Origin of the sequence: Microbacterium azadirachtae (assembly GCF_000956545.1) — a bacterium.
Lineage (GTDB): Bacteria > Actinomycetota > Actinomycetes > Actinomycetales > Microbacteriaceae > Microbacterium > Microbacterium azadirachtae.
The window spans coordinates 1-20,730 of record NZ_JYIT01000055.1 but is presented as its reverse complement, the minus strand read 5'-3'; the positions used below and the strand labels follow the sequence as shown (position 1 = coordinate 20,730).

General features: G+C 72.3%; 22 protein-coding genes. 11 read left to right on the top strand and 11 right to left on the bottom strand.

The genetic code is table 11. The features are described 5' to 3' along the window. Positions 1-45 precede the first annotated feature (45 nt). Positions 46-363 (bottom strand): hypothetical protein, encoded by a 318-nt coding sequence (locus tag RL72_RS02820; RefSeq protein ID WP_045249293.1) that lies wholly within the window; start codon positions 361-363, stop codon positions 46-48. Positions 364-546: 183 nt separating this feature from the next. After that, a complete protein-coding gene (locus RL72_RS02815; RefSeq protein WP_045249292.1) occupies positions 547-915 on the bottom strand; it encodes a sterol carrier family protein in 369 nt (122 codons plus the stop codon). Positions 916-952: 37 nt separating this feature from the next. On the opposite strand from RL72_RS02815, the gene RL72_RS02810 reads away from it, so the two are divergent. Further along, positions 953-1,651, top strand: a complete 699-nt coding sequence (locus tag RL72_RS02810) for an NUDIX hydrolase (RefSeq protein ID WP_045249291.1) — start codon at positions 953-955, stop codon at positions 1,649-1,651. A gap of 226 nt (positions 1,652-1,877) precedes the next feature. Beyond that, positions 1,878-3,155 (top strand): phosphoribosylamine--glycine ligase, encoded by a 1,278-nt coding sequence (purD, locus tag RL72_RS02805; RefSeq protein ID WP_045249290.1) that lies wholly within the window; start codon positions 1,878-1,880, stop codon positions 3,153-3,155. 166 nt (positions 3,156-3,321) lie between these two features. Here the strand turns inward: purD and RL72_RS02800 are convergent, their stop codons facing one another. From RL72_RS02800 to RL72_RS02790, 3 genes are all read right to left on the bottom strand, one after another. Then, positions 3,322-4,809 (bottom strand): DHA2 family efflux MFS transporter permease subunit, encoded by a 1,488-nt coding sequence (locus tag RL72_RS02800; RefSeq protein ID WP_045249289.1) that lies wholly within the window; start codon positions 4,807-4,809, stop codon positions 3,322-3,324. Next, positions 4,802-5,410 (bottom strand): PadR family transcriptional regulator, encoded by a 609-nt coding sequence (locus RL72_RS02795; RefSeq protein WP_245762924.1) that lies wholly within the window; start codon positions 5,408-5,410, stop codon positions 4,802-4,804. The genes RL72_RS02800 and RL72_RS02795 overlap by 8 nt, the downstream gene beginning before the upstream one ends. An 87-nt stretch (positions 5,411-5,497) precedes the next feature. Beyond that, a complete protein-coding gene (locus RL72_RS02790) occupies positions 5,498-6,079 on the bottom strand; it encodes a GNAT family N-acetyltransferase (protein WP_045249288.1) in 582 nt (193 codons plus the stop codon). Between the two features lie 60 nt (positions 6,080-6,139). Between RL72_RS02790 and RL72_RS02785 the strand changes: the two genes are divergently transcribed. Together RL72_RS02785 and RL72_RS02780 are read left to right on the top strand one after the other, a co-directional pair. After that, entirely contained in the window at positions 6,140-7,039 is a 900-nt protein-coding gene (locus tag RL72_RS02785) for a phosphoribosylaminoimidazolesuccinocarboxamide synthase (protein ID WP_045249287.1), read from the top strand. 169 nt (positions 7,040-7,208) lie between these two features. Beyond that, entirely contained in the window at positions 7,209-8,555 is a 1,347-nt protein-coding gene (locus RL72_RS02780) for a uracil-xanthine permease family protein (RefSeq protein ID WP_045249286.1), read from the top strand. Here RL72_RS02780 and RL72_RS02775 read toward each other — a convergent pair whose 3' ends face one another. Then, complete coding sequence (locus tag RL72_RS02775) at positions 8,556-9,254, bottom strand: TetR/AcrR family transcriptional regulator (RefSeq protein WP_045249285.1); 699 nt, start codon at positions 9,252-9,254, stop codon at positions 8,556-8,558. It lies immediately after the preceding gene. Positions 9,255-9,356: 102 nt separating this feature from the next. Here RL72_RS02775 and RL72_RS02770 point away from each other — a divergent pair, with 102 nt between their 5' ends. Both RL72_RS02770 and RL72_RS19025 read left to right on the top strand, forming a co-directional pair. Next, entirely contained in the window at positions 9,357-10,232 is an 876-nt protein-coding gene (locus RL72_RS02770; RefSeq protein ID WP_045249284.1) for a DUF1266 domain-containing protein, read from the top strand. Further along, entirely contained in the window at positions 10,229-11,305 is a 1,077-nt protein-coding gene (locus tag RL72_RS19025) for a hypothetical protein (RefSeq protein ID WP_052674143.1), read from the top strand. Before RL72_RS02770 ends, RL72_RS19025 begins: the two co-directional genes overlap by 4 nt. An 88-nt stretch (positions 11,306-11,393) precedes the next feature. Here the strand turns inward: RL72_RS19025 and RL72_RS02760 are convergent, their stop codons facing one another. Then, positions 11,394-12,461, bottom strand: coding sequence for a LacI family DNA-binding transcriptional regulator (locus RL72_RS02760; RefSeq protein WP_045249283.1), 1,068 nt, complete (start codon positions 12,459-12,461; stop codon positions 11,394-11,396). Between the two features lie 3 nt (positions 12,462-12,464). Next, positions 12,465-13,910, bottom strand: a complete 1,446-nt coding sequence (locus RL72_RS02755) for a glycoside hydrolase family 1 protein (RefSeq protein WP_045249282.1) — start codon at positions 13,908-13,910, stop codon at positions 12,465-12,467. A gap of 377 nt (positions 13,911-14,287) precedes the next feature. On the opposite strand from RL72_RS02755, the gene RL72_RS02750 reads away from it, so the two are divergent. The 4 genes from RL72_RS02750 (at position 14,288) to RL72_RS02735 (ending at position 16,772) form a co-directional block, all read left to right on the top strand. Further along, complete coding sequence (locus RL72_RS02750) at positions 14,288-14,809, top strand: adenine phosphoribosyltransferase (protein ID WP_045249281.1); 522 nt, start codon at positions 14,288-14,290, stop codon at positions 14,807-14,809. A gap of 174 nt (positions 14,810-14,983) precedes the next feature. Next, positions 14,984-15,232 (top strand): phosphoribosylformylglycinamidine synthase subunit PurS, encoded by a 249-nt coding sequence (gene purS, locus RL72_RS02745; protein WP_045249280.1) that lies wholly within the window; start codon positions 14,984-14,986, stop codon positions 15,230-15,232. Then, entirely contained in the window at positions 15,229-15,936 is a 708-nt protein-coding gene (purQ, locus tag RL72_RS02740; RefSeq protein ID WP_045249279.1) for a phosphoribosylformylglycinamidine synthase subunit PurQ, read from the top strand. The genes purS and purQ overlap by 4 nt, the downstream gene beginning before the upstream one ends. A 248-nt stretch (positions 15,937-16,184) precedes the next feature. Beyond that, a complete protein-coding gene (locus RL72_RS02735) occupies positions 16,185-16,772 on the top strand; it encodes a dihydrofolate reductase family protein (protein WP_045249278.1) in 588 nt (195 codons plus the stop codon). Between the two features lie 50 nt (positions 16,773-16,822). On the opposite strand, the gene RL72_RS02730 is transcribed toward RL72_RS02735, so the two are convergent. The 3 genes from RL72_RS02730 to RL72_RS02720 form a co-directional block, all read right to left on the bottom strand. After that, positions 16,823-17,311, bottom strand: a complete 489-nt coding sequence (locus tag RL72_RS02730) for a hypothetical protein (RefSeq protein ID WP_045249277.1) — start codon at positions 17,309-17,311, stop codon at positions 16,823-16,825. Positions 17,312-17,367: 56 nt separating this feature from the next. Beyond that, positions 17,368-18,924 carry an SDR family oxidoreductase gene (locus tag RL72_RS02725; RefSeq protein WP_248700351.1) on the bottom strand — a complete coding sequence of 519 codons (1,557 nt, stop codon included), beginning with the start codon at positions 18,922-18,924 and terminating at the stop codon, positions 17,368-17,370. Between the two features lie 190 nt (positions 18,925-19,114). Beyond that, complete coding sequence (locus RL72_RS02720) at positions 19,115-19,519, bottom strand: SDR family NAD(P)-dependent oxidoreductase (protein WP_248700350.1); 405 nt, start codon at positions 19,517-19,519, stop codon at positions 19,115-19,117. 17 nt (positions 19,520-19,536) lie between these two features. On the opposite strand from RL72_RS02720, the gene RL72_RS02715 reads away from it, so the two are divergent. Continuing rightward, the gene (locus RL72_RS02715; RefSeq protein ID WP_045249276.1) at positions 19,537-20,466 is read left to right on the top strand and encodes a 2-hydroxyacid dehydrogenase; all 930 of its coding nucleotides are present in this window, start codon (positions 19,537-19,539) and stop codon (positions 20,464-20,466) included. Positions 20,467-20,730: the final 264 nt, after the last annotated feature.

Here is a 20,730-nt window from a genome sequence, read left to right as displayed (position 1 = left end):
CTACGGCCTGCGCGTCCCGCGCCTCAGAGCGCCCGCGGACGCGGACTACTCGGCGATCGTCTCGTGGTCGACGCGCACGACGCGCTCGCTGCGGCGCGCGGCGCGCTCGAGCAGCAGGGCGATCACGCCGAACACGGCGATCCCGGCCGGCACCGTCCACAGCAGCAGGAAGCCGAAGACCTGGCCGAACGGATAGGCCACCTGGGTGGCCTTGGACGCCTCGAAGCTGCCGAACGCCGTCAGCAGGAACGCGACGACCACGCCCACGCCCACGCCGATCCCGAGGAAGACGCCCCAGCGCGGCGCACGACGGACACGCGCGATCTCGATCTCGGGCGTGCGGTGCGGCTGCGACGTGCTCATGGATCCATTGTCCCACGCCGGTCTGTGCGCCGCCCCGGGGTCCCCCGGCCTCCCACGGTCTCTCAGGATCGATACCCGGGAACAGGCGAGGTGACCGAGAACAGGAGGATTCGGGGAGGATCGCCTGATCTCGGTCAGGTCACCGGATCTCGGCAGGCGCGCACCGCGCGCTGCGTCGCCGGATCAGGGGCGCAGCGGCAGCAGCTCGGTGAGGTCGGCGCGCGTCCCGGACGCGTGGATCCGGCCCGCGTCGACCGCCGCCGCCCACGTCTCGGATCCGGTCGCGACCGCGATCCACGTGGCGGGATCCAGCTCGACGACGTTCGGCGGTGTGCCCCGGGTGTGACGGGGGCCCTGCACCACCTGCACCGCCCCGAACGGCGGAACCCGCACCTCGACGCTGTTGCCGGGCGCCTTCTCGTCGAGCAGCTGCAGCAGATAGCGCACCGCCGTGGCGTAGTCGGCGCGCGCGGGTCTCTCCCCGGCCGCGAGCGCGGCACGGGCGGCGTCGAGCGCGGCGCGCCCCGCGGTCGTGTCGATCCTGCTGGCCATGGATCCAGCCTAGGCACGCGGGCATAGGCTCGGCGTGATGACTTCCTCGACCGAGACCTCCGCCGCCGGCGCCGCCGCGGGTGCGCGCGCCGATCTGCTCGCGGCGGCGGCACGGGGCACGATCGGGCTCGACCGCCTTCCCGCGGTCGACGAGCCGAACCCGGCATCGGTGCTCATCCTCTTCGGCCGGCTCGACGACGAGCCCTCCGACGCCGACGCGATCACCGTGCCGGCGGACCTCGACGTCCTCCTGCAGCGCCGCGCCGCGACCCTCTCCTCGCATCCGGGGCAGGTGTCGTTCCCCGGCGGGCGCAGCGAGCCGGAGGATGCGGATGCGGCCGCCACCGCACTGCGCGAGGCGCAGGAGGAGACCGGACTGGATCCGTCCGGCGTCGAGATCCTGGCGACCTTGCCGGAGATCCCCCTCGCCGCCAGCAACCACCTCGTGACGCCGGTGCTGGGGTGGTGGCGCGAGCCTTCCCGCGTCGTCGCGGTGGACCACGCCGAGACCGTGCAGGTGTTCCGGGTGCCCGTGGCGACGCTGCTCGACCCGGCGACCCGGTTCACCTCGACGCTGACCCGGATGGGGCAGACGTTCCGCGGTCCGGCGTTCGACGTCGACGGCACGATCGTCTGGGGCTTCACCGCGATGGTCCTGGACGGGCTTTTCGACGCCGCCGGGTGGACGCTGCCCTGGGACCGCGCCGACGAGCGCCCGATCCGCCTCGAGGTCTGACCAGCGCGGCAGAGGTCACGGGAGCGTCCGGGCCGTTGTGCAGGGAGGGCCGGCCGTTCTGCAGGGTGACCCCGCCGAATCCGCGGAGATCCGCCCGGAAGACCGGGCTGGTCGCTCCTCTCACCCTGCACAACACCACGGCGCCCTGCAGAATGGCCGCGCGTCGAGGGAGACGGCCCCGCGAAACGCGCCGCGCCGCCGAAGTCCCGCTCGGTAGGCTGGGCGGGTGAAGATCCTCGTCCTCGGTTCCGGTGCTCGTGAGCACGCGATCATCCTCGCTCTGCGCGCCGAAGGGTCCGCGCACGAGATCCTCTGCGCGCCGGGCAACGCCGGCATCGCGCAGGACGCGACCCTGGTCGAGGTCGACCCGATGGACGGCTCCGCCGTGCGTGCCTTCGCGGACGAGCACGGCGTGGATCTCGTCGTGATCGGACCCGAGGCGCCGCTGGTCGCCGGCGTCGCCGACGTGGTCCGTGAGCATGGCATCCCGGTGTTCGGGCCCGGGCGCGCGGCCGCACAGCTCGAGGGCTCCAAGGCCTTCGCCAAGCGGATCATGGAGGCCGCCTCGGTGCCGACCGGCCGTGCCGTCCGCGCCGCGACCGCCGCCGAGGTCGAGGCCGCGTTCGACGACCTCGGCGCCCCGTACGTGGTCAAGGCCGACGGCCTCGCCGCGGGCAAGGGCGTGATCGTCACCGACGATCGCGAGGCCGCCCTCGCGCACGCCCAGCACTACCTGCCGCACGGCCCGGTGCTGATCGAGGAGTTCCTCACCGGCCCCGAGGTCTCCCTGTTCTTCCTCAGCGACGGCGACACCGTGCGCGCGCTGAGCCCCGCCCAGGACTTCAAGCGCGCCTTCGACGGCGACGAGGGCCCGAACACCGGCGGCATGGGCGCGTACTCACCGCTGCCCTGGCTCGCCGAGCAGTTCGGCAGTGAGGCGGCGTTCGTCGAGGAGGTCACCCGCACCGTCGCGCTCCCCGTCGTGAAGCAGCTCGACTCCGAGGGCACGCCGTTCATCGGCCTGCTCTACGCGGGCCTCATCCTCACCCCCGCCGGCGTGCGCGTGATCGAGTTCAACGCCCGCTTCGGCGACCCGGAGACCCAGGTGGTGCTGCCCCGGCTGCGCACGCCGCTGTCGCAGCTGCTGCTCGCCGCCGCCACCGGCACCCTTGAGGACCAGCCGCAGCCGGAGTTCTCGGACGAGGTCGCGATCACCGTGGTGCTCGCGAGCGAGGGCTACCCCGAGGCGCCGCAGACCGGAAGGCCGATCGAGGGCCTGGCCGAGGCCGCCGCCGTCGAAGGGGTCGGGATCGTGCACGCGGCGACGGCAGGCCCCGACGCGCCCGGCGGCAACCTCATCGCGACCGGCGGCCGCGTGCTGAACGTGGTCGCGACCGGATCCGGCTTCGCGGACGCGCGCGCCCGCGCGTACGAGGCGCTCGGACGGATCCGCCTCGACGGCGCCCACCACCGCACCGACATCGCCGCCCGCGTCGCGGAGTAGCCGCCGCCGCGGCGGAGTAGCGGCCGCGGCGCGCGACGCCACCGCGGCGCGAGCGCGCGTTTCCCCCCGCATACCGTCATTCCCTCCCCCCTCCGGGCGTCCGTGGGGGAGGGAATGACGGTCGGAGGAGGGAAACGCCAGGGGTGGAGAGTCCCGACCCGGAGGCTCAGCGCGCGCGGAGGTGCTCCGGGCGCTTCATGAACAGGATCGCGATCACGCCGGCGGCCAGCACCAGCGTCGGCAGCACCATTGTCTGCGACATCGCCGCGGCGAAGCCCATCACCACGAACTCGGGCAGCTTGCCCGCGCCGAAGTCGCCGCCGTGGTCGGCCGCCCCGGGCAGGTTCTCGACGAGACGGTTCTGCATGAATGCGGCGATCGCGGCGGATCCCAGCACGGAGCCGATCGTGCGGGTGGTGTTGTAGATGCCCGCGCCGGCGCCGGCCTGACGCGGCGCGAGGTTGCGCGTCGCGGTGGTGGCCAGCGGCCCCCACATCCCGGCCTGGCCGATGCCCATGAGCGCCGACGGCAGTAGGAACATGCCGATCGGGGTGTCGGGGTTCATCAGCAGCGCGTACCAGACGAGTGCGAGCACGGTCAGGCCGAGGCCGGGCACGAGCAGCAGTCGCGGATCGACGCGGTCGAGGATCCGGCCGGCGAGCGGGGCGAGCACACCCGAGAGCACCGCCATCGGGATGAGCAGCAGCGCCGCCTCCGTCGGGGTGAGGCCGCGGGCGAGCTGGTAGAAGAACATCATCGGCAGCGACATCGACGTGACGGTGAAGCCCACGGCCGCGATGCCGAGGTTCGCGACCGAGAAGTTGCGGTCGCGGAACAGTTCCAGCGGCACGAGCGGCTCGCTGCGCGTCTTGGCCTGCTGCCACAGGAACACGGCCATCACGACGACGCCCGCGGCGATCATGGTCCAGATCCAGCCGGCCCAGTCGTAGTGCTCGCCCTCCTGCAGTGCGAACACGATGAGGAACAGGCCGATGGCGCTGAGGAACACGCCCACCACGTCGAACCGGTGCTCGTGCGTCTGCAGGCGCGGGACCAGGAACCAGGCCAGCACGAAGCCGATCACGCCGACGGGCAGGTTGATGAAGAAGATCCACTCCCAGCCCAGGCCGTCCACGAGCAGGCCGCCCGCCAGCGGGCCGACGAGGGTCGCCACGCCGGCGGTCGCACCCCAGAGGCCCATCGCCGCACCCCGGCGCTCGGCCGGGAAGGTGCGCGTGATCACGGCCATGGTCTGCGGCGTCATGAGCGCCGCCCCCAGGCCCTGCACCGCGCGGAACGCGATGAGCGCGGTGAGCGTGCCGGACAGGCCGCAGCCCAGCGAGGCGAGCGTGAAGATCGTGAGACCGATGAGGTAGATGTTCTTCGGGCCGAACCGGTCGCCGAGACGCCCGGTGATCAGCAGCGGCACCGCATAGGCGAGCAGGTACGCGCTCGTGACCCACACGACGTTGTCGAGGTTGCTCGTCGCCGGATCCAGAGCCGCCTTGATGGCGGGGTTGGCGACCGAGACGATCGTGGTGTCGACGAGGATCATGAAGAAGCCGATGACCAGGGCCCAGAGGGCGGGCCACGGGCTCTTCGGCTTGTGACCGGCGGCGTACGCCCCGGTCGACGTGCTGACGGATTCAGCCATGGTGATGTGCCTTTCGCTTGGCAAGAAGGTGGTCCGGATCCGGCCCCCACGCGAGGTCGGAGGAGGCGATCCGGGGGATCAGGGTGTCGAGCCAGTCGACCTCCGCCTGCAGCAGCAGCCGGTGCCGGATGACCTCGATCAGGTACTGCTCGGGCACGGCACGGGTCGCGGCGCCGTCCAGCGAGGTGCTCAGCGTCTCGAGCTCGTCCCTCAGCAGTGCGAGCCGCTGCGTGAGCAGGTCGACGACCTCGTCCCGCTCGAGGTTGTGCGCCTCGGCGAGCGCCACCCGGAACGGCGTCTGCCGCCGGCTGCCGCCGAGCTCGCGCCGCACCCACTCGCGGACGGCCTCGGTGCCCGCGGGTGTGACGGCGTAGGTGGTGCGCTCGGGGCGGTTGCCGTCGCGGTCGACGCCCACCTCCTCGAGCAGGCCCTGCCCGTGCAGACGGGAGACCGTGTGGTACAGCGTGCCGTGGGAGATCGGGATGATCCGGTCGTCGCGGCGCGCGCGCAGCAGCCGTGCCATCTCGTACGGATGCATGTCGCCCTCGCGCAGCAGTGCGAGCACCATCACCCCCAGGGGGGTGAGCGCCGGATCCTTCACGTTCACTCCATTCCAACTAGTCCATGTGGACTATCCGTGTTGGACTATACGCCGGAACGCCCGCCGGCACCAGCCCGGATCCGCCGCTCACCGCAGGGCCGTGGCGAGCTGGGCGTCGGTCAGCGCGCGGTCGGCGTAGACCAGCCGCATCACGGCGGGATCGGGATTGCCCGCGTCGGGAGCGCGGTGCACGAGGGTCAGCCCCGCCTTCTCCGCGACCGCCGCGGAGGCGCGGTTGTGCTCGACCAGGTAGGCGATCACCGGGCGCTCGGGGGCGATCCCGGCCGCCGCGGTCCGCGCCGCGCGGGCGAGCTCGGTCGCGTAGCCGTGGCCGTGGTGGTCGGCCGAGAGCCGGTAGCCGAGGTTCCACACGTGCGCCGCGGGATCGTCGGGGTCGGGCGCGAGCAGCGTGCAGCCGCCGTTGCCGATCATCTCGCCGGTCTCGCGCAGCCGCACCGTCCAGGTGCCGAGCCCGGCGCGCTCCCAGCTGCGCCGCCAGCGCGCCATCATCGTCTCGATCTCCTCGGGATCCGAGGGCCGAAGGCTCGGGAAGTGCGTCCACACCCGCGGATCGGCGTGGATCCGGAACACCGCGGCGAGGTCGCCGGGCACAGGCCTGCTCAGCAGGAGTCGGTCGGTGGTGATCTCGGAGGGGTCGGCGGCGCTCACCCGTGCACCCTACGCGCGGCCTCGGACATCGGCCGCTCCGGGCACCGCGATAATGGACGCGTGAGCACACCCCTCGATCTCCCCGGCTGGCGTCACCTCTACTCCGGCAAGGTCCGCGACCTGTACTCGCCGGAGGATCCGTCCGACGAGCGGCTGCTCGTCGTCGCGAGCGACCGGGTGAGCGCCTTCGACTTCGCGCTCGAGCCCGGGATCCCGCAGAAGGGCGCGCTGCTCACCGCGCTCAGCCGCTGGTGGTTCGACCGCCTCGCGGAAGGATCCGACCCGATCCCGAACCACCTCGTCGCCGGCGAGATCCCCGCCGAGGTCGCCGACCGCGCGATGCTCGCGAGGAAGCTCGAGATGCTGCCGATCGAGTGCGTCGTGCGCGGCTACCTCACCGGATCCGGATGGGCGGAGTACCAGGCCGAAGGCACCGTGTGCGGCATCCCGCTGCCCGCCGGCCTGCAGAACGGCGACCGCCTGCCCGAGCCGCTGTTCACCCCTGCCTACAAGGCGCCGATGGGCGAGCACGACGAGAACATCACGTTCGCCCGCACCGAGGAGCTCGTCGGCGCCGAGCGCGCCGCGCAGCTGCGCGACGTCTCGCTCGCGGTGTACCGCCGGGCTGCGGCCCTCGCCGCGGAGCGCGGCCTGATCCTCGCGGACACGAAGTTCGAGTTCGGCGTCGAACCTTCGACGGGGCTCAGTGCAGGCGAGGACGGCGTGCTGCGCCTCGCCGACGAGGTGCTCACGAGCGACTCGTCCCGGTACTGGGACGCCGAGGCCTGGCGCACCGGATCCACGCCCGCCGAGCGCATGGCGAGCTTCGACAAGCAGATCGTGCGCGACTGGCTCGCCGCGCACTGGGACAAGCAGGGCACCCCGCCCGCGCTGCCCGCCGACGTCGTGGCCCGGACGGCCGAGCGCTACGCGGAGCTGCTGCACCGCCTCACGGCCTGACCGGATCCCCTCTTCCGTCTATTTGCGTCGAACCGGGGGCCCGGAGGCCCAGATCCCACGGTTTGACGCAAACAGACGGAACACGGGGGCGGGGCGCCGCGCTCCCGCGCCCAGGGAACGCCCAGGATAGGGTTTGGGCAGCCCCTTCCCCCGATCCCGAGGAGCCCGCATGGCCCTGTGGTCCCTGCACGGCGACGGACGCACCGTCGAGCCCGGTGCCGTCGTCCGCCCCGACGAGCGCCTGAACTGGCCCGCCACGATCGCGATCGGCGTGCAGCACGTCGTGGCGATGTTCGGCGCCACGTTCCTGGTGCCGATCCTCACCGGATTCCCCGTGCCCACCACACTGCTGTTCAGCGGCGTGGGCACGATCCTGTTCCTGCTGATCACGCGCAACAAGCTGCCCAGCTACCTCGGATCCTCGTTCGCGTTCATCGCCCCGGTCACCGCCGCGACGGCGGCGCACGCGACGGGCGCCGACAAGGGGATCGGCGCCGCGCTGGCCGGCATCGTCTCGGTCGGCGTGCTGCTCGCCCTCATCGGCGTCGTCGTGCACGTCGCCGGCGTCAAGTGGGTCGACCGCTTCCTGCCGCCCGTGCTGGCCGGCACGATCGTCGCGCTCATCGGTTTCAACCTCGCCGGCGCCGCCTACGGCAACTTCGCCAAGGCCCCGGTCACGGCGACCTTCACGCTGGCGATCACGATCGTGTTCGCGGTGCTGTTCCGCGGATTCCTCGGGCGGATCTCGATCTTCCTCGGCGTGATCGCCGGCTACGTCTTCGCGGCGTTCCGCGGCGAGCTCGACTTCTCCGCGGTCGACAAGGCGGCCTGGGTGGGCCTGCCGACCTTCCACCTCCCGGACTTCGGCACCCCCACGGTGTGGAGCGGCATCGCGATGTTCCTCCCCGTCGTGCTCGTGCTGATCGCCGAGAACGTCGGCCACGTGCGCGGCGTCGCCACGATGGTCGAGGATCCGCAGATCAACGCGCAGACCGGCAAGGCTCTCATCGCCGACGGCGTCTCCACCACGCTCGCCGGCTTCTTCGGCGGATCCGGGACGACGACCTACGGCGAGAACATCGGAGTGATGGCGTCCACCCGCGTCTACTCGACCGCGGCGTACTGGGTCGCCGGCATCGCGGCCATCCTGCTCAGCCTCTCGCCCAAGTTCGGCGCGATCATCAACTCGGTGCCCGCGGGCGTGCTCGGCGGCATCACCACCGGGCTCTACGGTCTCATCGGCGTGATCGGCATCAAGATCTGGGTCGACAACCGCGTCGACTTCTCCCGTCCGGTGAACCAGTACACGGCGGCCGTCGCGCTCATCATCGCCGTCGGCGGCTTCTCGATCTCGATCAAGGACTCGGGCTTCATGCTCGGCGGCATCGTGATCGCCACCGTCGCCGCGATCGTCATCTACCACGGCGGCAACGCGATCGCGCGGTTGCGCAAGAGCGGCGCGGACGACCCGCGGCCCCTCGAGGCGGTCGGCCCGATGGGCGGCGACCCGGCCTGATCAGCGCGAAGCCCGTGCCCGCGGCTCGGATCCCGAGTCCGGCACGGGTGTCGTCGTCCCCGGGAGCGGGGCGACGGGCTCGGGCAGCCCGTAGCTGCGGTGCACCCACCGGCGCGCCGCCTCGAGCGGGTAGGACTCGCCGTAGATGATGCACTGCCCGACGATGCCGTCGAGCACGCTGCGCAGCATGATCTCCTCCATGGCGGGGTCGTCGGCACCGCGCTCCCGGAAGATCCCGCGGACCGCGTCCTCCGCGGCGGCCACGCCGGCGATGTGGCGCTGCTCGGCGGCCGCGAACAGGGCCCGGGTCGCCGGCTGCTGCTGCAGGGCGACGACCACGCGCTGCAGCGGCAGCGCGACCGCGGTCATGCCGAGCGCGGTGTCGATGATGGCCGCCAGCCGCACTTCGGCGGGCGCGTCCTCCGCGGGTGCGGGAGAGGCCGCGGGCGCATCCATCCCCTCGCCGCGCGCGATCCCGAGGAGCATCGCGAACCAGCGGTCGATCACGGCCTCGACGAGCTGCTCCTTGCCTCCGAAGTAGTAATTGACCATGCCCTGCGCGACGCCGGCGCGACCCGTGATGTCGGCGATCGTGGCGCCCTCGATGCCGCGTTCGGCGAACACGTCGATCGCGGCCTGCAGCAGGGCCTCATGCGAGCGCTCCCTGGCCAGGCGGTTCTGCTCCGGGGAGCGTGCCATGTGCGGCGCCTTCCGGGTCCGTTGCCGGGTGACGGATCCTTTCGCTACATTAATGACTGAATACGTATTCAACCTACGAGAATCCCCCACGGAGGAACACCCATGCACGGCAGCGCCCGCGTGGACCTGAACGACCTCGGCAGCATCCTCGGCTGGCTCGCCGCCCAGTGGTGGGTGTGGGTGATCGTCGGGGTCGTGGTGCTCCTCATCCTCGTGGTCTGGCTCATGCCCGCCGCGAAGGTCAAGCCCTCCGAGCAGTACTCGACGGATGACCGCGAGGCGAACGAGATCGCCCTCGGCTTCCTGCAGATCGTGAACCAGCCGTCCGGCCCCTGGAACGACCCCACCGCCCCCGCGCTGACGGCGAACGAGAAGAAGCAGCTCGTCGAGATGTGGGGCGTGCCGGACCGCGAGCAGTGGCTCGCCGGGATCGAGCGCCTCGTCAACGGCCGTCGTCGCCGCGACCTGTGGGTCTCCTGTCTGTCGATCCGGTCCGAGCTCGCTCAGCGCCTCGGCCGCGTCCCCCGGTCGAAGGAGTGGATCGCCGCGATCGTCGAGGCCGGCGGCGACAAGCGCGACGCCCGGGGATTCGTCGCCGCGATCGAGGGCGTCGAGGCGCAGGTGCGCAAGCTCGTCGGCAAGGACATCGTGACGCCCGACGTGTACGTGCGCACCCTCGACGCCTACGCGCTCGGGCAGGCCGTCGCCCTCGCGACGTGGGGCGTCGCGCTCGGCTACGCCGAGGTGCCGGAGGCGCGCGCCCTCATCCGCCGGATCAACGAGGAGGGACGTCCCGGGTTCACCTCCTGGGCCGACTTCGGCCTCAGCTACATCGTCGGTCGCGTCATGCACTGGAGCGACGGCACGATCGGCGAGAAGACCTTCGACCGCTTCGGCGACGGGTGGAGCGACTTCAAGGCCGCCGCGACCGCCAAGCGCAACGGCCCCTGGGCGAGCCTGCCCTGGCGGATCGGGTGACCGGGGCGACACCGAGCGCACCCGTGCCCCCTGCGGATCCGATCCGCGTCGACCTCTCGCCGCTGCGCTCCGCACCGGGCATCCGCACCCTGCTCGGTTATGAGCGCGCGGCCGGGATCCCCCTGCATCGGCGCTTCCTCGTGGTGCTCGCGGGCGTGCTCCTGCTCACCGCGGCGATCGTCGTCGGGCTCTGGTGGCTGGGACGGATCGGCGTTCTCGCGCGGGTGCCGCTGATCGCCGCGTTCGGGGTGGGCTACGGGCTGCTCGGCGCCGCCGGCTTCCTCTGGTACGCCGTGGCGCTGTCCCGCCGCACCAAGCTCGCGCTCTTCGCCTGGACGAACGGCTGGGCCTACGCCGACCTGCTGCAGGGCACCCGCCGGCCCGGCGGGGCGTTCGCCCGGATGCGGCGCTCAGTCGAGCGTGGCGTCGTGGCGTCCGACGATCCGCGGATCCCGTTCGAGCTCGGCACGGCGCACTCGGTCGGCAGCCGCGACGAGGGGGCGACCCTGCAGCGCCCCTTCGCCTTCGTCGAGCTCCCGCTGGCCGCCAAGGTCCCGCACATCGTGCTGCGCAACCGGCGCCGCAGCATCGTGCCGACGCTCGGGCTGCGCGGCGCGCGCATGGATCTCGAAGGCCATTTCGCGACGACATTCCAGCTGCTCGTGCCCGAGGGGTATCAGCGCGACGCGCTCTACCTCTTCACGCCGGATCTCATGGCCCGCGTCCTCGATCTCGGCTCGGGCGGCGAGCTCGAGCTCGTCGAGGACCGCGCCTACCTGTACCTTCCCGCGCGCACCCGCTTCGACGAGCCGGACGTCATGCGCGGGATCATCGAGCTCGCGGAGGAGCTGCACCGCCGCCTCGCGGCGCGGACGGCCGCCTACCGCGACGAGACCGCCCGACAGATCGCGCACGCGGAGGGCGTCACGATCGGTCTGGGCGGACAGCGCCTGGGCGGGCAGGGCGTGTCCCTGCTCGCCGTCGCCGCCACCGCGGCGGCGGTGATCCTCTCGGCCGGGATCACCGCGTTCGCGCTGTTCGGGGGGAACCTCCTGCGATCCTTCGGAGGGTGATCGTGGGACGCCGGAGTGCTGGGGACTTCGGCGGCCGACGCCCCGCCTCCCGGTCCCCCGGCCCGGAGGCGGGGCGCGCCTCGGCGCCTCAGGCCGAGCCGCGCACCACGAGCTCGGTGCCGAGGATCGTGCGCCGGGGCGGCGCGGATCCGGTGAGGCGGTCGATGAGCACCCCGGCGAGGGCCTCGCCCTGCGCGTGCATCGGCTGACGGACCGTGGTCAGCGGCGGGTCGGTCGACAGGGCCACCGCGGAGTCGTCGAACCCCACGATCGCGACGTCCTCGGGAACGCGCACCCCCGCGCTCCGCAGTGTGCGCAGCACGCCCCGGGCCATCAGATCGCTCGCCGCGAAGACGGCGTCGGGCAGTTCGCCGCCCGGCCCGGCGGCGCGGGCGAGCAGCTCCTGCGCGGCCCGTACGCCGCCGGCCTCGGAGTAGTCCCCCGTGATCTCGGCGAACGGCGTGAGCCCCGCCTCGGCCAGCGCGTCCCGGAAGCCGGCGAGACGGTCCACGGCACCTGCCATCGACAGCGGGCCGGTCACCGTCGCGATGCGTCGCCGGCCCGTGTCCCGCAGATGTCCGACGGCCTGCCGGGCGCCGGCGACGTTGTCCACGTCCACGAACCAGTCCTCCCCGCCCCCGCCGGAGCGGCGTCCTCCGAAGACCACGGGTACGGCCTCGACGATACGGTCGACGAACGCGTCGCTCGTGTGGTGCGACAGGATGATCGCGCCGTCGACGCCGCCGTTGCGCACGAAGCCGGTCATCCGGCCGCCCGGGTCGTCACTGGCGATGAGCAGGTTCAGGATGTAGTCCGAGCGGGCGATCCTGTCGCTGATGCCCGCCACGACCGCGCCGAAGTACGGATCGCCGAAGAAGCGCCGGGTGTCCTCCGGCACGACGAGGGCGATCGCGTGCGTCTGCCGCAGCGCGAGCGAGCGGGCCGCCCGGTTCGGCACGTAGCCCAGCCGGGCGATCGCGTCCTGCACCGCCGTGAGCGCCTCGGGGCTCACGGCGGTGGCACCGTTCACCACTCGGGACACGGTCGAACGGGAGACCCCGGCCGCCGCCGCGACCTCCTCGATGGTCGCCCGCCCGGACCGGATCGGATCCGGCGCAGGCGCCTCGCCGGATCCGCTCCCCGCGCGCGCCGCCATCGCTCAGACCGCCCGTGCCGCGATGATCCGGGCGTACTCGAGCCCCGAGTCCTTCACGATCCGCTCCTGGGTGTCGTAGTCGACCCGCACGATCCCGAACCGCTTGTCGTACCCCCAGGACCACTCGTAGTTGTCCAGCAGCGACCACGCGAAGTAGCCCCGCACGTCCACGCCCTCCTCGATCGCGTCGTACGTCGCGGCGACGTGCTCGCGCAGGAACATCTCCCGCTCGGGGTCGTGGACCCGTCCGTCCTCCAGCACGTCGTCGTAGGCGGATCCGTTCTCGGTCACGTAGAGGGGCAGGCCCGGTGCGTACTCGGTGCCGAGACGCCGCAGCAGGCGGGTGAGCCCCTCGGGCTGCACCTCCCAGTCCATGCCGGTGCGGGGCAGGCCACGCTCGACCCAGTGCACATCGTCGGCTGCGGGGAACGGGGACCGCGTGGGCCGGGCGTTCGCGCCGTCACCACCGCCGTCGTGCGGGGTGCCCTCGCTGCCGGGCTGGGGCGAGCCGGACAGCAGCTCGCCGTGGTAGTAGTTGACGCCCAGGCAGTCCAGGGGTGCGGCGATCGTGTCGAGATCGCCCTCCTGGATCGCCGCCGCCCAGCGGCGCACGGCCTCCGGATCGACGTCCCTGATGTCGGACACGACGTCGGCCGGGTAGGCGCCGCGCAGGACCGGATCCAGGAACCAGCGGTTGAACTGTCCGTCGATGCGACGGGCGGCGTCGACGTCGGCGGGGTCGCGCGCGTCGGCGGGATCGGCGACGGTGAGGTTGAGGGTGATCCCGAGGTCGAGCTTCGGATCCCGCGCGCGCAGCTCCCGGATCGTGCGGCCGTGGGCGAGCAGCAGGTGGTGGGCGGCGAGCATGCCGTCCTCGATGCTGAGCCGGCCGGGGGCGTGCACGCCCGCGGTGTACGAGAGGAACGACGAGCACCACGGCTCGTTGAGGGTGGTCCAGTGCTGCACGCGGTCGCCGAGGACGTCGTGCACGCTGAGCGCGTACTCGACGAAGCGGTCCGCGGTGTCGCGCGAGGTCCAGCCCCCCTTCTCCTCCAGCGCCTGCGGCAGGTCCCAGTGGTACAGCGTGAGCCACGGCACGATCCCGTTCGCGAGCAGCTCGTCGACGAGGCGGTCGTAGAACGCGATCCCGGCGGGGTTGACCGCGCCGCCGTCGGGCCGCACGCGCGCCCACGACGTCGAGAAGCGATACGCCTGCAGCCCGAGGTCGGTCATGAGCCGCACGTCGTCGGCGTAGCGGTGGTAATGGTCGCACGCCACGTCGCCGGTGTCGCCGTTCTGCACGGCTCCCGGCACGCGCGCGAACGCATCCCAGATCGAGGCGGTGCGGCCGTCTTCGAACGCGGCGCCCTCGATCTGATAGGCGGCGGTGGCGGCTCCGAACAGGAACCCGTCGGGGAAGCGGCGGACGGACGGATCCACGGTGCTCATGCGGGCGCATGCTCCTTCGGTGTGTGCGGCTCTCGGTGTGGGGGCCCTGGGCGGGCGGCTCGTTCGGGTGTGCGGCTCTGGCGGGTGTGCGGCTCTGGCCTCGGGCCGCTCGTCGGTCGTGCGCGGGGCTGATCGGACCAGGCGCCCGCGCATCCCGGCCAGGCTATGGGAGCGCTCCCACGACTGTCAACAGCCTGCCCTCCGGGAGCCACCCCCTCTCCGGAGACACCACGCAGGAGAGACGCCGGCGAAGCCCGACCGAATCGCATAGGGGCGGGATCTCCTGCGTCGTGGTCGCGCGCCACGACTCACCTCGCCCCGGCGCCCCACTCCGGCACGCACACGGGCACACCGGCACACGCGCGTACCCTGGTCCGGTGACCTTCTCGCCCGCCCTGGCCCGCGCCGAATCGCTCATCCGCTCCGTCCCGGACTATCCGGAGCCGGGGATCCTGTTCCGCGACATCACGCCGCTGCTCGCCGACCGCGAGGCGCTGCAGGCGACGACCGAGGCCCTGGTGGCGCCGTTCCGCGGGGCCTTCGACGTGGTCGCCGGGATCGAGGCCCGCGGGTTCATCCTCGCCGGAGCCGCGGCGATCGAGGCCGGAACCGGGTTCGTGCCGATCCGCAAGGCCGGCAAGCTGCCGCTGCCGGCGGCGTCGGTCGACTACGCGCTCGAGTACGGCACGGCGACGATCGAGATGCACGACGACCTCCCCGCCGGCGCGCGGATCCTGCTCATCGACGACGTGCTCGCCACCGGCGGCACCCTCGCCGCGGGCCGGCGGATCGTGGAGGAGCTCGGCTACACGGTCGCCGGGATCTCGGTGCTCTTCGAGATCGACGGGCTGGGCGGGCGCGACGTCGTCGGCGACGTGCACACCGTCTTCCACAGCTGACCCCTCCCCTCTCCCGTTTCGAAGCGCTCACCTGGCTGCTTCCGGACCCCGGATCCGGCCAGGTGAGCGCTCTGAAACAGAGATCGGGCGCTCGACGAGGTCGCGACCGAGCGGGGGAGGGCGACGGGTAGACTGGACGCGCCCCGCCCGCGCGACCACTTGAGGATTCCTGGTATGCCCACCATCGTCGTCGACGTCATGCCCAAGTCCGAACTGCTCGACCCGCAGGGCAAGGCCGTCTCCGGCGCGTTCGCCCGGACGGGCGTGACCGCATTCAGCGACGTCCGCATCGGCAAGCGCTTCGAGCTCACCGTCGACGGCGAGGTCACCGACGCCGTGCTCGCCGAGGCGCGCCGCGTCGCCGAAGAGGTGCTCTCCAACTCCGTGATCGAGGACGTCGTCGGCGTCGAGGTCGCGGAGTGACCGTCCGCATCGGGGTCGTCACGTTCCCCGGCTCGCTCGACGACCGCGACGCGCAGCGCGCCGTGCGCATCGCCGGCGCGGAGCCCGTCGCCCTCTGGCACGGCTCGCACGACCTCGAGGGCGTCGACGCGGTCATCCTGCCGGGCGGCTTCAGCTACGGCGACTACCTGCGCTCGGGGGCGATCGCGGCGCTCTCGCCGATCATGACCGAGATCAAGGACGCGGCGGCCAAGGGCATGCCGATCCTCGGGATCTGCAACGGCTTCCAGATGCTGGTCGAGGCGCACCTGCTGCCCGGCGGCCTGATCCGCAACGACCACCAGCACTTCGTGCGCCGCGACCAGAAGCTCACGGTCGAGAACGCCGACACGGCCTGGACGAACGAGTTCACGCGCGGCCAGGAGATCATCATCCCGCTGAAGAACGCGGAGGGCGGCTACATCGCCGCCGACGAGACGCTCGACCGCATCGAGGGAGAGGGTCTCGTCGCCTTCCGCTACGCCGGGGTGAACCCCAACGGATCCCTCCGCGACATCGCCGGCCTCACGAACCCCGCAGGCAACGTCGTCGGACTCATGCCGCACCCCGAGCACGCGACCGAGCCGGGCTTCGGCCCCGACACGGCCGCCGCCATGCGCAGCGGCGTCGACGGACTGCCGTTCTTCACGAGCGCGATCGCCGCGGTCGCACGCGTCGCCGCATAACACCGGTCCCGCCGTCCCCACGACGGATCCGATCCGGCGACGCCTGCAGGTTCGGATCCGCGATTTCGTCCTGCAGGCGTCGCGCGCTCCTGCAGACGCGCCCCACCCGCCCGCACGCGCAGCGCACCCGCGCGCGCCTGCAACCGCGCCCCCTCACCGCGCCACGTCATCGCGTCGCCGGGATCCGTTGCACCCCGTGGCACCGCGGTCTAGCGTCGAATCGACGACGCCGAGGAGCGGAGGATCCCATGGGCCGGTTCGTGTACTGGATGAACGTGTCGCTGGATCTGCGGATCGAGGCCGTGCCGGGCGAGGACGGCGGCGGCGACTGGATGCGGATCGGCGAGCCGCTGCATCGCGAGTTCAACCGGAGGGCCGGCGAGCTGGCCCTCATGGTGCAGGGGCGACGCGTGTTCGAGATCATGGAGGACTTCTGGCCCGCGGCGCGGGACGACACATCCCTCCCCGCGTACATGCGCGAGTACGGCGCGATCTGGACCGACAAGCCGAAGATCCTCATCTCGCGCACCCGCACCGAGGCGCCCTACAACACGCGCGTGATCGGCGAGGACGCGGTCGCCCGGCTCGCGGAGGTGCGGGAGTCGACCGACGGGGACATCGGGGTCGGCGGAGCGACGATCGCGACGGCGCTGCTCGACGCCGGCCTGCTCGACGAGCTGGTGCTGTTCACGCATCCGGCAATCCTCGGATCCGGTCGGCCGCTGTTCGACGATCCGAGGCCCGGAGAGAGCCGCCCACCGGTGATCGTCGACCTCCTCGAGCAGGCCTCCTACGACGAGGGCGTCACGCTGCATCGCTACGCCGTGCGCCGCTGAGCCGCGCGCACGGCCCGCGCCGTCGCGGTGAGCCGCCCGGGTTCGCCGGATCAGTCCTCGCGACGGGTCGGAGGCAGGGGCAGCGAGCCGGGGTATGGCACGTCGGGGCGCAGCTCCTGCAGCCGGCGGATCTCGGCGACGGACAGGTCGCCGCGCTTCGCCCGCGCGGCGACTCCCATGATCGCCAGGTCGTCGACCACCGCGCGCGGGTTCACCGGGTGCCCGTCGGTGCGCGTGGCGTGCTGCTGCATGATGGCCCAGGCGTACACCGCGCGCTGCTCCTTCGACATGCGCCGCCAGGCGCGCAGCATCGCGAAGAACATGATGCCGAAGACGATGCCGACCAGGAGCAGCATGACGCCCTCGCCGCGTCCCTCCGGGGCGCACGTGCGGGTGTTCAGCCAGCAGTCCGGCGCGAACAGGATGAACAGGCCGCCCGCCGTCCCCGCCAGCAGGAAGAACCCCGAGATGAGCAGCTGCGAGACCCAGTACCCGGTGCCCTTGTAGGGACTCTTCGGCTTCGAGGCGGGAGACGTCACCCTGTCACCCTACGGACGGCCGCAGGCCTCCCGCGATGGGGAGCGCTGACCATGCGTCACCAGGGGCTGGGCTCGTAGTCCTTCAGGAACACGCCGTGGATGTCCTCCCCCGCCTCGCCGCGCACGATCGGGTCGTACACGCGCGCGGCGCCGTCGACCAGGTCGAGCGGGGCGTGGAAGCCCTCCTCGGCCAGGCGCACCTTGGTGTAGTGCGGGCGCTCGTCGGTGATCCACCCGGTGTCGACCGCGGTCATCAGGATCCCGTCGGTCTCGAGCATCTCGCCTGCGCTCGTGCGGGTGAGCATGTTCAGCGCTGCCTTCGCCATGTTCGTGTGCGGATGCCCCGGGCCCTTGTACCGACGCGAGAACTGGCCCTCCATGGCCGAGACGTTCACGATGTGCTTGCGCCGCGCGGGCGACGCCGCCATCGCGGGGCGCAGCCGGCTGATCAGCAGGAACGGCGCGGTCGTATTGCAGAGCTGCACCTCGAGCATCTCGAGCGGATCCACCTGGTCCACGCTCTGCACCCAGCTGTTGACCCGGTTGACGTCGGGGACGAGACCGCCCGCGTCGATGGCGGTGCCGTCGGCGTGCTTCGCGAGGGACGAGGAGCCGGGGGCCATCGCGAGCCGAGCGAGCTCCTCAGCGGTGAGCGCCTGGCCGCCCTGCTCGGCGATCGTGCCTCCGAGCGAGGCGATCGACAGCAGCGGGTGCGCGTCGACCGAGGCCTGCAGCGCCTCGGGATGCGGATCCGCGGTGTGCCCGAAGGTCTCCATCTCGGGCAGCGGGCCGTCCGGCAGCGGCTGCAGCTCGGCGTCGACGAGCAGCGAGTACGCACCCGGCGAGCGGCGCACGGTCTGCGCGGCGTTGTTGATGAGGATGTCCAGCGGGCCCTGCGCGGCGACCGAGTCGGCGAGGGCGATCACCTGGGCGGGGTCGCGCAGGTCGATGCCGACCACGCGCAGGCGGTGCAGCCAGTCGGCGGAGTCGGGCAGCGCCGCGAATCGGCGCACGGCATCGCGCGGGAAGCGCGTGGTGATCGTGGTGTGCGCACCGTCGCGCAGCAGGCGCAGCGCGATGTGCATGCCGATCTTCGCGCGGCCGCCGGTGAGCAGCGCGCGCTTGCCGGTGAGGTCGGTGCGGGCGTTGCGCTTGCCGTGGCTGAACCGGGCGCAGTCCGGGCAGAGCTGATGGTAGAACGCGTCGACCGTCGTGTACGGCTGCTTGCAGATGTAGCAGTTGCGCGGCTTCAGCAGCTCCCCGGCGACGGGGGCGTCGACCACGCTGCTGGCGAGGTCGAGCCCGCGCGTCTCGTCGTCGATACGGTCCGGCGCGCCGGTGGCGGTCGCCGCGATCACGGCCTTGTCGGCCTCCGCGATCGCGTCGCGGATCTCGCGACGGCGCACCCGCTTGGCGGCCTTGAACATCGCGGACGTCGCGCGGCGCACCGCGATGAAGTCGGGGTGCTCCTGGTCGAGCTCGTGCAGCTCGGCGAGCACCCGCAGGGTGGTGGCGAGATCGTGCGGGTCGATCCCGGATCCGACGACGTCGCCGCCTGTCGTGCCGCTGCGGTCGCTCTGCGTCGACGGGGTGTCGGAGGGGGCGTCGGTCATTGTCACGATTTTACGCGAGCCGGCGGGACGAGAGCCCGGGCCGTCCGGTAATCCGCTCGCGGCGGTACCCGGGACGATTGTCGTTTCCCTCCCCTGACTGGCTTTACCTCCCCGCAGCTGCGTGTCCACGGGGAGGGAAAGACGACTCGGGGAGGGAAAACGCGCACCGGCCCGCCGCGGTCCGGGCGGCTCAGGCGATGCCGCCGCCGTCGACGACGAGGGCGGATCCGGTCACGTACGACGACTCGTCGCTCGCGAGCCACACCACGGCCGCGGCGATCTCGGAGGGCTGACCCATGCGGTTGAGCGGTCGCTCGGCGGCCTCGGCGAGGAAGCCCGCCTGGTCCTGGCCGAGCTGGCGCGCCTCGTCGCGCAGCATGCCGGTGTCGACGTCGCCCGGGTTCACCGAGTTGACGCGGATGCCCTGCGGGCCGTGGTCGATCGCGAGCGCGCGGGTCATGTTCACGACGGCGCCCTTCGAGGCGCAGTACGAGATGGCCTGGCCGCCGCCCTTGAGGCCCCAGCCGCCTTCTCCCCGCGGGCGCACCGCGGACGTCCACCGGCGGGCGGGTGGCCCGCCGGGCACCGCGCGCACGGGCATACGCTCGAGGGGTGAGCTTCCTCGTCACCGTCCCCACCGCCGAACTCGCCGCCGACGTCATCGCCCGGGGCCCCCTGCCCGACGGAGTGGAGGTGCGCGTGTGGGACATGGCGACGCCGCCCCCGGCTTCGCGCATCGACATCGTCGTGCCGTCGTATCTGGGCCGGCAGCACCTCACCGCGCTCGATGACCTCGACGTCGGTCTCGTGCAGGGGCAGATGATCGGGTACGAGGCCGTGATCGACCGGATCCCGGCCGGGGTCCTGTTCGCGAACGCCGCGAGCGTGCACGAGCCGGCGACCGCCGAGCTCGCGCTCGCGCTGACCCTCGCCGCGCAGCGCGAGCTGCCGCGGTTCGTGCGCGCGCAGGACGCCGGTGTCTGGGATCGGGCGTTCACGTCGAGCCTGGCCGACCGACGCGTGCTGCTGGTCGGGATCGGCGGCGTCGGCAAGGCCGTCGCCCGGCGGCTGGCGGGTTTCGAGGTCAGCGTCACGGCGGTCGCCCAGACCGCGCGCACCGAGATGATCGACGGGCTGGGCGAGATCGCGGTGCACGCGCTGGCCGACCTTCCCGCGGTGCTCCCCGAGGCGGAGATCGTGATCCTGTCGCTGCCGGGCGGGCCGGCGACGCACCGGCTGTTCGACGCCGCCATGCTCGCGCGCATGGCGGACGGCGCCCTGCTGGTGAACGTCGGCCGCGGCACGCTGGTCGACACCGACGCCCTCGTCGCCGAGAACGGCCGGATCCGCGCCGCGCTGGACGTCATGGATCCCGAGCCCCTGCCCGAGGGCCACCCCCTGTGGACGACGCCCGGCGTGCTGTTCACCCCGCACGTCGGCGGCGCGTCGACCGCGATGGCGCCTCGCATCGCCGCGCTCGTGCGCACCCAGATCGACCGCATGCTCGCGGGCGAGCCCCCCGTGAACCTCATCCGCCGCTGACCCCGGATCCCCCTTCCGCTCACTGGTCGCGGATTGCGGGTTACACCGCTCCGAAACCGCAAAGCGCGACCAGCGAACCGCACAAAGAGCACCCCCTCCGCCCGGTGGTCGCAGATTGCGGGTGTCCGGCCCCCTAAGCCGCAGAGGGCGACCACCGAACCAGATGGCGGCTCCGCTCCTGTCCACTGGTCGCCGATTGCGGGATAGGCGACCCTTATGCCGCAGACGGCGACCAGTGGACAGGAGCGGAGCCGCCATCTGGTT